This window comes from Mesorhizobium sp. M0954 (assembly GCF_040319155.1).
GTDB lineage: Bacteria > Pseudomonadota > Alphaproteobacteria > Rhizobiales > Rhizobiaceae > Mesorhizobium.
On record NZ_JAMYNR010000012.1, the window covers coordinates 1 to 14,414 of the forward strand.

At 63.0% G+C, this 14,414-nt stretch carries 12 protein-coding genes; 8 read left to right on the forward strand and 4 right to left on the reverse strand.

Going from position 1 to position 14,414, the window contains the following annotated elements; all coding sequences use genetic code 11:
• Positions 1-161: 161 nt before the first annotated feature.
• Complete coding sequence (dnaE, locus tag NKH93_RS17725; RefSeq protein ID WP_352971172.1) at positions 162-3,689, forward strand: DNA polymerase III subunit alpha; 3,528 nt, start codon at positions 162-164, stop codon at positions 3,687-3,689.
• A gap of 14 nt (positions 3,690-3,703) precedes the next feature.
• On the opposite strand, the gene NKH93_RS17730 is transcribed toward dnaE, so the two are convergent.
• Positions 3,704-4,585 carry a DMT family transporter gene (locus NKH93_RS17730; protein ID WP_352816381.1) on the reverse strand — a complete coding sequence of 294 codons (882 nt, stop codon included), beginning with the start codon at positions 4,583-4,585 and terminating at the stop codon, positions 3,704-3,706.
• Positions 4,586-4,758: 173 nt separating this feature from the next.
• On the opposite strand from NKH93_RS17730, the gene NKH93_RS17735 reads away from it, so the two are divergent.
• On the forward strand, positions 4,759-5,271 hold the full coding sequence (locus tag NKH93_RS17735; RefSeq protein ID WP_352971176.1) for a hypothetical protein: 513 nt from the start codon (positions 4,759-4,761) through the stop codon (positions 5,269-5,271).
• 150 nt (positions 5,272-5,421) lie between these two features.
• Here the strand turns inward: NKH93_RS17735 and NKH93_RS17740 are convergent, their stop codons facing one another.
• Complete coding sequence (locus tag NKH93_RS17740) at positions 5,422-6,750, reverse strand: DNA polymerase IV (RefSeq protein ID WP_352742541.1); 1,329 nt, start codon at positions 6,748-6,750, stop codon at positions 5,422-5,424.
• Positions 6,751-6,818: 68 nt separating this feature from the next.
• Here NKH93_RS17740 and NKH93_RS17745 point away from each other — a divergent pair, with 68 nt between their 5' ends.
• Positions 6,819-7,394, forward strand: a complete 576-nt coding sequence (locus NKH93_RS17745) for a GNAT family N-acetyltransferase (protein WP_352971178.1) — start codon at positions 6,819-6,821, stop codon at positions 7,392-7,394.
• Between the two features lie 96 nt (positions 7,395-7,490).
• Positions 7,491-9,071, forward strand: a complete 1,581-nt coding sequence (locus NKH93_RS17750; protein ID WP_352971180.1) for a hypothetical protein — start codon at positions 7,491-7,493, stop codon at positions 9,069-9,071.
• Positions 9,072-9,080: 9 nt separating this feature from the next.
• Here the strand turns inward: NKH93_RS17750 and NKH93_RS17755 are convergent, their stop codons facing one another.
• Both NKH93_RS17755 and NKH93_RS17760 read right to left on the reverse strand, forming a co-directional pair.
• Positions 9,081-9,734 (reverse strand): hypothetical protein, encoded by a 654-nt coding sequence (locus NKH93_RS17755; RefSeq protein ID WP_352971182.1) that lies wholly within the window; start codon positions 9,732-9,734, stop codon positions 9,081-9,083.
• Entirely contained in the window at positions 9,731-10,030 is a 300-nt protein-coding gene (locus NKH93_RS17760; protein WP_352502452.1) for a DUF3572 domain-containing protein, read from the reverse strand. The genes NKH93_RS17755 and NKH93_RS17760 overlap by 4 nt, the downstream gene beginning before the upstream one ends.
• Positions 10,031-10,247: 217 nt before the next feature.
• On the opposite strand from NKH93_RS17760, the gene NKH93_RS17765 reads away from it, so the two are divergent.
• The 4 genes from NKH93_RS17765 (at position 10,248) to NKH93_RS17780 (ending at position 14,408) form a co-directional block, all read left to right on the forward strand.
• Entirely contained in the window at positions 10,248-10,619 is a 372-nt protein-coding gene (locus tag NKH93_RS17765; RefSeq protein ID WP_006334976.1) for a response regulator, read from the forward strand.
• Positions 10,620-10,652: 33 nt separating this feature from the next.
• Positions 10,653-12,026, forward strand: coding sequence for a PleD family two-component system response regulator (locus NKH93_RS17770; RefSeq protein WP_352540644.1), 1,374 nt, complete (start codon positions 10,653-10,655; stop codon positions 12,024-12,026).
• A gap of 463 nt (positions 12,027-12,489) precedes the next feature.
• The gene (locus tag NKH93_RS17775; protein ID WP_023679986.1) at positions 12,490-13,224 is read left to right on the forward strand and encodes a FadR/GntR family transcriptional regulator; all 735 of its coding nucleotides are present in this window, start codon (positions 12,490-12,492) and stop codon (positions 13,222-13,224) included.
• Positions 13,221-14,408, forward strand: coding sequence for a PLP-dependent transferase (locus tag NKH93_RS17780; RefSeq protein ID WP_352971184.1), 1,188 nt, complete (start codon positions 13,221-13,223; stop codon positions 14,406-14,408). Before NKH93_RS17775 ends, NKH93_RS17780 begins: the two co-directional genes overlap by 4 nt.
• Positions 14,409-14,414: the final 6 nt, after the last annotated feature.

Genomic DNA, 14,414 nt, shown 5'->3' on the forward strand with positions numbered 1-14,414 from the left:
GGGGGAGATTGGCAGCTTCGGTGGCAGCGCCTTTCTGCCGGCGGAAGCGATTGCTAAGTTCACAAAGCTCCAATCACTACCGCTGGACTCGTGTTACCCGGTGCCGGACAATACAATACATCTTCATCGACTGAGTCCTTGTGAGGCGGCGCGAAAAAACCATGGCGGATGAAAGACTTCCACGCGATCCCTTGCTGCGCGAGGCCTATGCAAAGGCGTCGCGGGCGGAGGCGGCGGCGCGTCGATTCATTCATCTGCGCGTGCATTCGGCCTATTCGCTGCTCGAAGGTGCCTTGCAGCTCGGCAAGATCGTCGGCCATGCGGTGCAGGACGAATGCCCGGCAATCGCCGTCACCGACACCAACAATCTGTTCGGCGCGCTGGAATTCGCCCAGAAGGCGGTAAAGGATGGCATCCAGCCGATCATCGGCTGCCAGATCGACCTCGCCTTTTCCGGCGAGGCGAGCGACAGCCAGCGCGACCGCAGGCGGCAAGGACCGGAGATGCGGCCGGTCGTCCTGATCGCCGCAACCGAGGCCGGCTACGGCAATCTGGTCAGGCTGGTCAGCCGCGTCTACCTCGAGACACCGCCCGGCGAAGCGGTGCATCTGACGAGCGAGATGCTGCAGGGCCACACCGACGGATTGATCTGCCTTACGGGCGGGCCGCGCGGTCCGATCGGCACTGCCTTGAAACAGGATCGCCGCGAACTCGCCGAGACCCGGCTCTCGGCGCTCAAGAGCCTGTTCGGCGACCGGCTCTATGTCGAGCTTGAGCGCGTGTCCGGCTATGACCGCGCCATCGAGCAGTCGTCGGTCGATCTCGCCTACCGCCACGATCTGCCGCTGGTTGCCACCAACGAGGCGTTTTTCTTCTCTCGTGAAGACTATGAGGCGCATGACGCCCTGATCGCCATCGCCGAAGGTTCCGTGGTTGCGGCCGACAATCGCCGCCGCCTTTCGCCCGACCACTTCCTGAGAAGCCAGGCCGATATGGCGAGGCTGTTCGCCGACCTGCCGGAAGCAATCGACAACACCGTCGAGATCGCGCTGCGCTGCTCGTATTACCCGAAGACCCGCAATCCGATTCTGCCGCGCTTTGCCGGCCGCGATGTCGCCGACGCCGATGCTGCGGTCAAGGCGGAGGCGCAGGAGCTTGCCAGGCAGGCGCATGAAGGGCTAGAGGCGCGGCTGGCGGCGCACGGCCCGACGCCGGGCTACACGGTCGAGCAATATCGCGAAAGGCTGGATTTCGAGCTCGGCGTCATCGAGAAGATGAAATATCCGGGCTATTTCCTGATCGTTGCCGACTTCATCAAATGGGCCAAGGCACAAGGGATTCCGGTCGGCCCGGGCCGCGGTTCGGGCGCCGGCTCGCTGGTCGCCTATGCCACGACCATCACCGACATCGATCCACTGCGTTTTTCGCTGCTGTTCGAGCGCTTCCTCAATCCCGACCGCGTGTCTATGCCCGACTTCGACATCGACTTCTGCCAGGACCGGCGCGAGGAAGTCATCCGCTACGTCCAGCAGAAATACGGCCGCGACCAGGTTGGCCAGATCATCACCTTCGGCACGTTGCAGGCGCGCGCGGTGCTGCGCGACGTCGGCCGCGTGCTGCAGATGCCTTACGGGCAGGTCGACAAGCTGAGCAAGATGGTGCCGTCGAACCCGGCCAATCCGGTCAAGCTCGCCGACGCCATCGCCAACGAGCCGCGCTTTGCCGAAGAGGCGGAGCGTGAGCCGATCGTGCAGACGCTGCTCGATACGGCGCAGAAACTGGAAGGTCTTTATCGGCACGCCTCGACGCACGCCGCCGGCATCGTCATCGGCGACCGGCCGCTGTCGGAGCTGGTGCCGATGTACCGCGATCCGCGCTCGGACATGCCGGTCACGCAGTTCAACATGAAATATGTCGAGCAGGCCGGGCTGGTGAAATTCGACTTCCTTGGCCTGAAGACGCTGACGGTGCTGGACAGGGCCGTCAAGCTGATCCGCCGCCGCGGCATCGAGATCGATCTTGCCCACATTCCGCTCGACGACCCCGAAACCTACGCCATGCTGTCGCGCGGCGAGGTGGTCGGCGTGTTCCAGGTGGAAAGTGCCGGCATGCGCAAGGCGCTGATCGGCATGCGGCCCGACTGTATCGAGGACATTATCGCGCTGGTCGCGCTCTACCGGCCGGGGCCGATGGAGAACATACCGACCTACAACGCCAGAAAGCACGGCGAGGAGGAGATGGCGTCGATCCACCCGAAGATCGACCATCTCGTCAAGGAGACGCAAGGCGTCATCGTCTACCAGGAACAGGTGATGCAGATCGCGCAGGAGCTCTCCGGCTATTCGCTGGGCGAAGCCGATCTGCTGCGCCGCGCCATGGGCAAGAAGATCCGCGCCGAGATGGACAAGCAGCGCGAGCGCTTTGTTTCGGGCGCGGTCGAGCGCGGCGTCGGCAAGCCGCAAGCCGACTTCATCTTCGACCTGCTGGCAAAGTTTGCCGACTACGGTTTCAACAAATCGCATGCCGCCGCCTATGCCGTCGTCTCCTACCAGACCGCCTATCTGAAGGCGCATTACCCCGTCGAATTCCTGGCGGCATCGATGACGCTCGACATGGGCAATACGGACAAGCTCGCCGATTTCCGCCAGGATGCGCTGCGCCTCGGCATCGAGGTGGTGGCGCCGTCGGTCATGACGTCGTTCCGGGATTTCGAGGTCGGCGAGAACCGCATCTTCTATTCGCTGGCCGCGCTCAAGGGCGTCGGCGATGCGGCGGTCGAGCACATCGTCGCCACGCGCGGCGAAAAACCCTTCAAGAGCCTCGCCGATTTCTGTGAAAGGGTCGATCCGAAGATCGTCGGCAAGCGCGTCTTCGAAAGCCTGATCATGGCCGGCGCGCTCGACTGCTTCGGTCATGACCGCGCGGCGATGATGGCCGGCGTCGAGCGGATGATGGGGCTGGCGTCGCTGGCGCAGCAGAATGCCGTCACCGGCCAGCATGACATCTTTGGCGCCTCGCTCGGCGCACAGTCGCAGGCGCTCAACTTGCCGGCGACCGATCCCTGGCTCGCCGCCGACCGCCTGCACCGTGAATTCCAGGTGGTCGGGTTCTATCTCTCGGCGCATCCGCTCGACGAATACAAGGCGGCGCTGCAGAAAATGCGGGTGCAGACCTGGGGCGAGTTTTCGGCCGCCGTCAAACGCGGTGCTGCCGCCGGCCGGCTCGCCGGCACGGTGACCACCAAGCAGGAGCGCAAGACGCGCACCGGCAACAAGATGGGTGTCGTGCAGTTCTCCGACACCTCCGGCCAGTATGAAGCGGTGCTGTTTTCCGAGGGGCTGGCGCAATACCGCGACCTGCTCGAACCCGGCCGCTCGGTGGTGATCACCGTTTCGGCCGAGGACAGGCCTGAAGGCGTCAATCTGCGCATCCAGACCGTGCAGTCGTTGGAGGAAGAGGCAAGCCGTATCCAGAAAGCGTTGCGCATCTTCGTCAGAAATGACGCACCGGCATCGACAATCCAATCGCAGCTTGGCCAGCGTGGCGACAGTCAGGTGAGCATCATCGTCATCAAGGAAGGCGGCGAGGGCGAGGTCGAGATCGAGTTGCCCAACCGCTACCGCGTATCGCCGCAGATCGCGTCGGCGATGCGGGCGGTGCCGGGCGTGGTCGAGGTGGAACTGGTCTAAGAGTTAGCGCACGCTTATGAAGCGGCGATCTCCGCCGGTTGCGGTGCTCTCCGCTGCAGATTGAGCAGATTGCCGAGCAGGATCAGCAGGGCGCCACCGGCGGTGAAGGCGTCGATCTGCTCGTGATAGAGCAGCCATCCGATCACCGCCGACAGCGGCACGCGCAAAAAGTCCATTGGCGAGATGACCGTCGCATCGGCATAGACAAGTGCGCGGGCCATGCAGAAATGCGACGACATGCCGGTGAAGGCGATGAGCAGGATCCACGGCCAGAGCTCAAGCGGCGGGTTGCGCCATTCGTAAAGCGCCGGGACGAGGCCAAGCAGCGACTGGATGATCAACATCCAGAAGATGATGCGCACGACGCTGTCCGTCCGCGTCAGCGACTTGACGAGGACCACCGAGACGCCGAAGCAGACCGCGGCTCCCAGCACGATGACATGTCCCGGATTGACCGCGCCGACGCCCGGACGCACGATGATCACAACGCCGATCAGCCCGAGCACGATTGCCGCCAGCCGTGGCCGGGAGAGCCTTTCGCCGAGGAAAGCGACGGCCAGCAAAGCGGTCCAGATCGGCGTCGTGAATTCAATCGAGATCAGTACCGCAAGCGGGATCAGCGTCAGGGCGTAGAGCCAGGCAGCCTGGCCGGTATAGTGGACGACGTTGCGGGCGATATGAGCCAGCGGGCGTCCGGTGCGCATCGCCGCAAAACCGCCTGACATCATGACCAGCGGCAACAGGATGAAAAAGCCGATCACCGAGCGCAGCTCGAGCACCTGGAAGACGTTTAGTTCGGCCGTCGTGGCACGGCCGGCCACCGACATCGCCAGGAACGAGGCGATCGACAGCGCCATCCAGAACGCGGCCTTGGGGATCGAGGGTGCGGGTGCCATGCGGCTATGTCGCAAGCCGGAGCGCTCATCGCAACCGCTAGCCGACGCATTCGACTGGGCCAGCCGTGCAGCGTTGCAAACAGTGATGTTGAAGCCGGAACCCGCCGCTGAGGGAAGCGTTGGTCCCTCAGTGTTTGCGTGCTGTGTTTTGGATACCAACGAGGAGCGGTCCGATGAAATCACTTGCACGATTTGTACTTGCCGGCTGCCTGACGGCCGGGGCCGGGGCCGGGGCAGCGCATGCCGACGATCCGGATTTTCTTAGCTCATTCCAGGGGAATTTCGCCGGCAAAGGCATCGTCAAGGTGACCACCGATGCGCCGACGGTGAATGTCTCCTGTCATTTCAATTCCGACGCAACGTCGAGCTCGCTATCGCTCGACGGCAGCTGCCGCGGTCTTATCGTGGTAACGCGCGCCATCAGCGCCGATCTCAAATCGAGCGGGACGAAATACACCGGCACCTATGTCGGATCGCGCACCGGGCCGGCGCAATTGAGCGGCAGCCGCTCCGGCAACGCAATCAATCTCGGCATCCGTTGGGCCAAGGAGGTCAATGGCGATCGCAAGGCGCAAATGACGGTCGAGAAGAACGGCGAGAATGGCATGCGGCTGATCGTCGTCGATACCGATCCGAAAACCGGGAAGAGTGTGGTGACCACCCGGATCGATCTGCAGCGCACGTGACTGGGGCAAGTTGATATTCAGGTGAGGCCGGCCTGCGAAAGGCGGTTTCCTGCGCATCCAGTGCTCACGTATTCACAAGTGCGCTCCGCTCCGGTTCTCGGAAACCACCCTTCTCGACTCGGCCTGACCTGAATCTCAAACATGCCGGTATCATTCCTCGACCGGTTCGGGCGGATGGGCATCGCGGCCCTTGCCGAAGGTATAGCCGGTTTCCACCGCCCTGCGGCCGAACTTGCCGCGCAGCGTGTCGATGGCGCCTTCGGCCATGGCGCGCTTGCGTGACTGGACGTCGACCAGATCGGGCGGGTCCGCCCGGTCATCGTCGGAGAGATCGCTGACGCCAATGCCGAGCAGCCGGTATTTCGTGCCATCCGCTTCCTTGCGCAGCAGCTCGAGCCCGGTCTGAAAGATGCGGTCGGCCAGCCGGGTCGGATCGCCGAGCTGGCGATTGCGCGTGCGGATCTTGAAATCCTGGGTCTTCAGCTTGAGGACGACGGTGCGTCCGGCAATGCCGGATTTCTTCAGCCGGGCCGAGACTTTTTCCGACAGCGCCCTCAGCACCGAAACCAGTTCGTCGACGGAGGCGATGTCGGTATCGAAAGTGGTTTCCGCCGAGACGCTTTTCGCGTCCTGGTCGGGAACGACGCGACGGTCGTCCTCGCCGCGCGAAAGCCGGTAGAGCCGGTCGCCCATGACGCCGTAGCGGCGCATCAGATCGCCACGTTCCATGCGCTGCAACTGGCCGATGGTGCGGATGCCGTCGCGCTCGAGGGTGGCGGCAAAGGCCTTGCCGACCCCCCAGATCAGCGTCACCGGCTGCTCGGCCAGGAAGCCGATAGCCTCGGCCTCGCCGATCACCGAAAAGCCGCGCGGCTTGCGGAAGTCCGATGCCACCTTGGCCAGGAACTTGCAGTAGGAAAGACCGGCCGAAACGGTGATGCCGATCTCCTTTTCCACGCCGAGTGCGAAGCGCGCCAGCACCACCGCAGGCGGCAGGCCATGCAGGCGCTCGGTGCCGGCGAGGTCGAGAAAGGCCTCGTCGATCGAGAGCGGCTCGACCAGCGGCGTCAGCGCCTGCATCATAGCGCGCACCTCACGGCCGACGCGGACGTATTTTTCCATGTCCGGCGGCAGGACCACCGCTTCCGGACAGGCTTCGAGCGCCTTGAACATCGGCATTGCCGAGCGCACGCCGTGGATGCGGGCAATGTAGCATGCGGTAGAGACGACGCCGCGCTTGCCGCCGCCGATGATCAATGGCCGGTCCTTCAACGCCGGGTTGTCGCGCTTTTCGACCGCCGCGTAGAACGCGTCGCAATCGATATGCGCAAGGCGCAGCCGGTAGAGCTCCGGATGGCGGGCGAGCCGTGGACTGCCGCAGCGCTCGCAACGGCGTGCCTCGCTGCACTGAAAACTCAGGCAGTCGCGGCAAAAACCGTGTTCGGAATTGTTGACAGGGGCCGCCATCGCTGCGAACATAAAGAGAACAAATGCAATGGTACGTCAGGACGGATGCCACGACAAGGCGGTGGGCCGGGAGAGAGCTCATGAATACGACCATAGCGCCGCTAGTGCCCGAGCTTTGGGCGGATTTCGAAGATCTTTTCGGTAGGCAAGGCGCCTGCTACGGCTGCTGGTGCACACATTTCCGGCTGTCGCCCGCAGCACGCCGCGCGAGCAACCGGGAGCGCAACAAGGACCACATCAAGGCGCGGATCGAGGCCGGGCCGCCGCCCGGCCTGCTGGCTTTCGAGGGTGGCCAGGCGGTCGGCTGGATGCAGATCGGCCCGCGTGCGGACGTGCCCGAATGGAACAACCAGGGCAGGGGGTCGGCGCCGATCGACCCCGCCGACGCCAGCGATCTGGGCGTCTGGGCGATCTCCTGCTTCTTCATCCACACCAAAGCACGCGGCAAGGGCCTGTCGCACCGCCTGGTCCAAGGCGGCATCGAGTTCGCCCGCGAGAACGGCGCGCGGCTGATCGAGGCCTGCCCGATCGACCTGTCGAAGGATTCGCGCTCGATCGGGCTGTTCGTCGGCTCGTCGCGGGTCTTCGACAAGGCCGGGTTCCAGCGATTGGTCGAACGTAAGCCAGGCCGACCGCTGGTGCGGCTGGTGCTTTAGCCGGATGCGCTTTTGGCCTACAGTCGGCGTCTTGCCGCTGTAACGCTGTTTCACTAACACAAGCAATGATTTGGCCCGAGACAACGGAGAATCGACGTGAAGCGTGTATTGCCACTTGTTCTCGCCGTCGCGTTTAGCGCGCCCGCTTTCGCCCAGACCGTCGACAGCCAAGGCGCGAAGAAGCTTACCGATGATCTGGCACATTATTTCGGCAGGCAGGGTTTCGATATCGGGCTGGTGAAAATCACTGCCGACGGCGATGCGTACAAACTCGCCGTCGATTTCAAGCCGCTCGTCGCTTTGCTGTCGAAACAGGATTCCTTCAAGTTCGACGTCACGCCTTACGACATGCGGGTCAAGCCGCGCCAGGACGGGCAGTGGGACGTGTCGGCGGATACGTCGCTGACCGGATCGTTCGATTTCAAGGGGCCTCAAGGGCCGCAGCACATCGACTTTTCGGTGTCGAACAACAAGTTCACCGGTGTATATGATCCGGCCCTGGTGGCCTTCGTCAGCGCCACGGGGTCAATGGACGCTATGACGATGAAAACCCGGGAGCCGAAGCAAGAGGCCGATGTCTCTGCCGGTGCCGGCACCGCCACGCTAAATTCGACGAAATCGGCGAACGGCGGCATCGATTTCACTGTCGCGGAAAAGATCTTGAATTTTGCTGAAGTCCTCAAAATCAACGATCCCGAGCGAGGGTTGAATTTCCCGGTCACCCTCAATGCGCCGGAACTTTCGGTGCATGCAAACGGCAAGGGTGTTCGGACAAAGCCGTTGATGGATCTGCTTGCTTTTGCCGTCGCTAATGAAGACGAGGCGAAACTGAAAGTAAATCAGGCGGAACTTAAGTCACGTCTTCTTGCGGCGTTGCCTGTCTGGGAAAGAATCGACGGAACGTACGCCTTCAAGGATTTCGCAATTGAGAGCCCAGTCGGCAAGTGGGGTGCGAAGCAGTTGGATTTGGCTAGTGGCATGGATGGCGTCTCCCAGAACGGCAAAATCAACTATGGGATCAAGGCCTCCGGTCTGACGATCCCCCGGCAATTGCTGCCCGCCTGGACTGGTCCACTGGTGCCGACGGATATCGACCTCAACTTCGGCGGTGCCAATATCGATCTCGACACGATGGCGAAGAAGGCGATCGAAGCCTTTGATCTCAATAAGAATCCGCCGTTGCCGGGGGAATTCGGCAAGGCTTTGGTCGCCGATTTCAAGGCCAAGAAACCCAAAGTAATCCTCGGCCACTCGACCGTGAAGAATGGCGACGTCGAAGTCGCCATGGAAGGCGAGATGACTTTCCCGGGCGGCGAAAAGCCTGATGCGACCGTGACCGTCGCTGTGGCCGGCTACGACAGGATCGTCGATGCCTTGAAGGAAGGCGCCAAGAGCGATGAGCAGATGGCGCAGGCCTTCCCCTTTGCGCTGGCCGTCAAAGGTTTTGGCAAGACGATGCCGGATGGCCGGCTGGAATGGGTGATCAACACCAAGGCCGATGGGTCCGTTGCGGTCAACGGCGCCATGCTGAAGGGGCCGGATGAAGTCCAGGACGACAGCGCCGGCCAGGATGACAACTCGGGCGATGATGGCGCGAATGGAACGGACAATTCGACCGGGGGCGAGGATTCGGACGGCGGCGACAATGGCGGGGCAGGACCGAAGCTGCAGCCCTGAGCGCTCGCATTAAAGCCCCAGAGCGCTCGCGATCTTCGGCGCGGCGTCGCGCCAGTCTTCGACGACTCTGACGCCGTCCGGCGGCGGCGGCAGGAAAGCGCGCAGCGAATTGTCGGCCATCAGATGGAAGAGATACGCATCGGCGACCGAGTTCTGCACCGACACAAGATTGGACGGCTGATCGTCGACGAAAGCGACCGGGCGGCCCTTGTTGCCGCGCAATTTGGCCACCGCCGGTCCCTTGGCCATTTCGGTGGTCAAAAGCGGGTAGGGCAATCCGAGCGCGTCGAGATGCGCACGGCGCACCACGCGGTGCTTGTGCGGCATGGCGGTTAGCAGAACGATCTCGGCGCTGTCGCTAAGCGCTGCAAGAGCATCCTCGGCACCGTCGGTGATGCTTTGCCAATCGGCCTGGGCGTCAAAGAATTCCCCCAGAAGTGCCGTAACCTCGGGCTGTTCGATCAAACGGCCGCTCGCCGTTTCGGTGATGTTGCCGGTGAGGCGGAAGGAAGCCAGCGTCAGGCCGAAGCCGCGCGATTTGAGGAAATGCGGAAACGGCCGGATGAATTCGAGCACGACGTCGTCGACGTCGAGCACCAGCAGCGGCCGGTCGTCGTCGGCCAGCTCCTCGATCTGCCGCGCCGTCTCGGGATCGTCGCTCATACCGAATGCTCATGATTGTCGTCGCCGAGCGGCAGCGCCCGCAATGCCTTGCCGACTGCGGCCGGCGGCGTCCCGGTCTCCTCGGAAAAACGCATCAGCGTCGGCTCGTGGGCAAGGATGAACTGCAGCACGCCGGCCAGGAATCCAGGCTCGCCCGCCGCCCGGCGGATGGAATGGGCTTCGATGCCGGTGATCGCCAGGAAGCGGGGCAGAAGTTCCGGATCGGCGGCGACGAAGCCCAACGCCTTTACGGCAATGGTTTCCGCTTCCTCGCGCATTGACGCTGCGTTTGCCATCGCTACCTTCCTTCATGGGCGGAATCGTTATGTTTTCGCAGTAGTGGCAAGTGTCGCCGGCAGCAAGCTCGCCCACCTGGAATCCGAACGCTTTTAGGGCGGCCGGTTTGCGTTTCGTCAATCATATTGCCGTATAGTGGGAACAGGTTTGGTGCGTGCCGACAAGGGGCGCATGACGGCACCCTTCGAGTGGAAGGTCAGCCGGGACGGGAAATCGATGCCAAAGAAGGTTATGATCGTCGAAGACAACGAGCTCAACATGAAGCTCTTTCGCGACCTCATCGAAGCGAGCGGCTACGAGACGGTGCGCACACGCAACGGCCTGGAAGCGCTGGATCTGGCGCGGCAGCACAGGCCGGACCTCATCCTGATGGACATCCAGCTGCCGGAAGTGTCGGGCCTCGAGGTCACCAAATGGCTGAAGGAGGACGATGATCTCCACGTCATCCCGGTCATCGCCGTCACCGCCTTCGCGATGAAGGGGGACGAGGAGCGCATTCGCCAGGGCGGCTGCGAGGCATATATCTCCAAGCCGATCTCGGTGCCGCGTTTCATCGAAACCATCAAATCCTACCTGGGCGATGCCTGATGTACCTTCTCAGCCGAGCCGGAGCTTTGTGAAATGACCGCGCGGATCCTCGTCGTCGACGACATCCCAGCCAATGTCAGGCTGCTGGAGGTTCGGCTGCTCGCCGAATATTTCGAGGTCCTGACCGCCACCAACGGGCCGGACGCGATCGAGATCTGCGAGAACGGCAAGGTCGACGTCGTGCTGCTCGACGTGATGATGCCCGATATGGACGGGTTCGAGGTCTGCCGGCGGCTGAAGGGCGACCCGGCGACATCGCACATCCCTGTCGTGATGATCACCGCGCTCGACCAGGTTTCGGACCGGGTGCGCGGCCTCGAGGCCGGCGCCGACGATTTTTTGACCAAGCCGGTCAACGATCTGCAGTTGATGACGCGCGTCAAGAGCCTGGTCAGGCTGAAATCGCTGACCGACGAGCTGCGGCTGCGCGCCTCGACGACACGCAATATCGGCATCGAGGAGCTTTTGAGCCGCAACTTCGCTACCGACGATGCGGTGCCGAAGGTGCTGCTGGTCGACGAGCGCAAATCCTCGTTCGAGCGCATCCAGAAGATGCTGCGCGGCAGTGCCGATCTCGACGTCGCCAACGATCCGCATGCAGGCTTCTTCCAGGCCGCCGAGCAGCCGTATGAATGCGTGATGATCTCGACGGCCTTCGCCGATTTCGACCCGCTGAGGCTCTGCTCGCAATTGCGCTCGCTCGATCGCACCCGTTTCCTGCCGATCATCCTTCTGGCGGACGAGGGCGAGGAGGGGCGTATCATCCGCGGCCTCGAACTCGGCATCAATGATTATCTGATGCGGCCGATCGACCAGCAGGAGCTGACCGCGCGGCTGCGTACGCAGGTGCGCCGCAAGCGCTACAACGACCAGCTTCGCGCCAGCGTCACCCAGACCATCGAGATGGCGGTGACCGATGCCCTGACCGGCCTGCACAACCGGCGCTATCTCGACAGCCATCTGCAGACGCTGTTCGACCGCGCCGTGGCACGGCGCCGGCCGCTGTCGGTGATGATCACCGATCTGGACCGCTTCAAGAGCATCAATGACGCGCATGGCCATGACGGCGGCGACGACGTGCTGCGCGAATTCGCGCGGCGGCTGCGCAAGAATGTGCGCGGCATCGACCTAGCCTGCCGCTTCGGCGGCGAGGAGTTCGTCGTGGTGATGCCGGACACCGACGGCGCGGTGGCCGAAAAGGTCGCCGAGCGCATTCGCGCCGAAATCGCCCAACTGCCGTTTCCCGTCGGCGCCGAAGGCAAAGCCGTCGAAGTCACCGTCAGCGTCGGCGTTTCGTCGGTGCTGAAAGGGGTGGACACGGTCTCCGCGCTAATGAAACGCGCCGACCTTGCGCTCTACGAAGCCAAGAGCGGCGGCCGCAATCGCGTCGTCGCCAAGGCGGCTTAGCACCGAACACCAATTGCCGGGTCAACGCGACAAGGTTACGAATTTACCTTAATCCAAGCGATTTGCGAGGCTTGGTTAAGAAACGGTTGATTTCCATAAGTTGTTGCGCAAATGTGCAGCCCTTAGACGTAACCGGCACGAGGCTAGATCGCCGGTTCGACCCGAAGAATACCCCATGATGCTCAGGTCCGCCGCATCTCCTGGGTCCGTGGGGTCGGCCGGCCGGCGCTGGCACATAGTGGCCTCCTCGTACCGCTGCCAAACGCCGGCCGGCCCCCAATTTTCAGAACACATCAGGATTCTACGCCAAGACCCGGAAAACGCTTGGTTTTTGTTGCGGCAGCGACAGCGCCCTTTGAAATAGCCGGCTGGGCAGGGCGTATGCGCCCGCAGTCGATTGACAGGCCCCTGTCTTCTATGCAGAAATTGGTTGGACCATTGAGCCATTTGGTGACCCGTTGGCATGACCGAATTCGGCCTTTCCCCCATACAGGCAACTGCTCGTGACGACGCGGTGCTCAAGGCGCTGGCCGGCTTTGTGATGCGGGAAGCTCTCGGGCCCGGCCAGAGACTGCCGACCGAACGAATCCTTGCCGAGCGCCTCAAGGTGAGCCGCAACACCGTGCGCGAGGCGTTGACGCGGTGGGAAGGGCTCGGCCTGGTCGAACGGCGCCAAGGCAGCGGCACCTATCTCAAGGGAGTGGTCTCGCTGGACATGCTGCACATGCCGCTGACGCTGGCCGGCGGCAATGATTTCACCAGCCTGATGCAGACGCTGGAAATCCGCCGGGCGCTGGAAGCGGAAGCCGCCGCCCTGTGCGCCGTCCGCGCGGGCCAGGCAGATCTCGTCGAGATCGGGCGCAAGCTCGACATTATGGAGCAGGCCTTCCACACCCGCGCCGGGATGTCGGCGGAGGAGGACTGGGAATTCCACCAGTCGATCTACCGCAGTTCCGGCAATCCGCTGTTCGAGCAGATCATCGCCGCCATGCACGAACTGTTCCATCGTTTCTGGGAGCATCCGCTCGGCGTTCGTGATTTCGGCCACGCCAGCTTTCCTTACCACCGCACCATCTACGAACGCATTGCCGCGCACGATCCGGAGGGGGCCCGGGCCGAGGCGCTCAAGCTGATCGCCACCGTCGAGGACGATCTGAAGCGCGGCGCGGCCAAACTCGAACTTTCAGGCCAGAAATGAGCGATCATCCCGCCGGTTTCGAAAACGACTATCTCGCCGAGGCAGCGACGCTTCTCGCCCATGACGAGCCTTTCCCCGGCGGCGCGGTGGTCCCGCCGATCTACCAGACTTCGCTCTTCACCTTCGCCAACTATTCCGAGATGGCCGACACATTCGCCGGCAGGCGACGTCAGCCGATCTATTCGCGCGGCGACAACCCGACGGTCATGGAGTTCGAGGCGCGTGTCGCCGCTCTCGAAGGCGCGGAGGCCGCGCGCGGCTTTTCCAGCGGCATGGCGGCGATCAGCGCCACGGTGCTTGCTTTCGTCGGCGCCGGTGAGCGCATGGTTGTCGTGCGCAATTGCTACGGCGATGCCTACCGGCTGTTCGAACGGCTTTTGCCACGGCTCAACATCAAGGTCGACTATGTCGACGGTGCCGATCCGGACGCGGTCGCGGCAGCACTTCCCGGCGCCAAGCTGCTCTACCTGGAAAGCCCGACGTCGATGATGTTCGAGCTCCAGGACATAACCCAGCTCGCGCGGCTGGCCAAAGAGCAGGGCATCATCACCTCGATCGACAATTCCTGGGCGACGCCGGTGTTCCAGAAGCCGATTTCGCACGGTGTCGACCTGGTGCTGCATTCGGCCTCGAAATATCTCGGCGGCCACAGCGACACCGTCGCCGGTGTGGTGGCCGGTTCGGCCGCCCATATCCGACATATCAACGAGCAGACCTATTCCTATCTCGGCGGCAAACTTTCGCCTTTCGAGGCCTGGCTGTTGCTGCGTGGCCTGCGCACATTGCCGCTGCGGTTGCCGCACCACATGAAGAGCGGGCTGACCATCGCCGAACGGCTGAAAGCGCATGACCATGTCGAGCGGGTCAACCACCCGGCCTATTCCAACCATCCAGGCAAGGCGACGCTTGCCGGCTATGCCGGGCTGTTCTCGTTCGAAGTGACGGAAGACGTCGACATCCCGGCTTTCGTCGATGCGCTGAAACTCTTTCGCATCGGCGTCAGCTGGGGCGGCCATGAGAGCCTGGTCGTTCCGGCAAAGGCCTCGCTCGAGCAGACGCCGGGCCTGAATTCGATGGCGCGCTTCGGCGTCAGCCCACGAACCATCCGCTTCAGTGTCGGATTGGAAAGTGTCGAAGACTTGTGGGCGGATGTTGCCCGGGCCTTCGACAGAGCAAAAAGATAAAGGAGC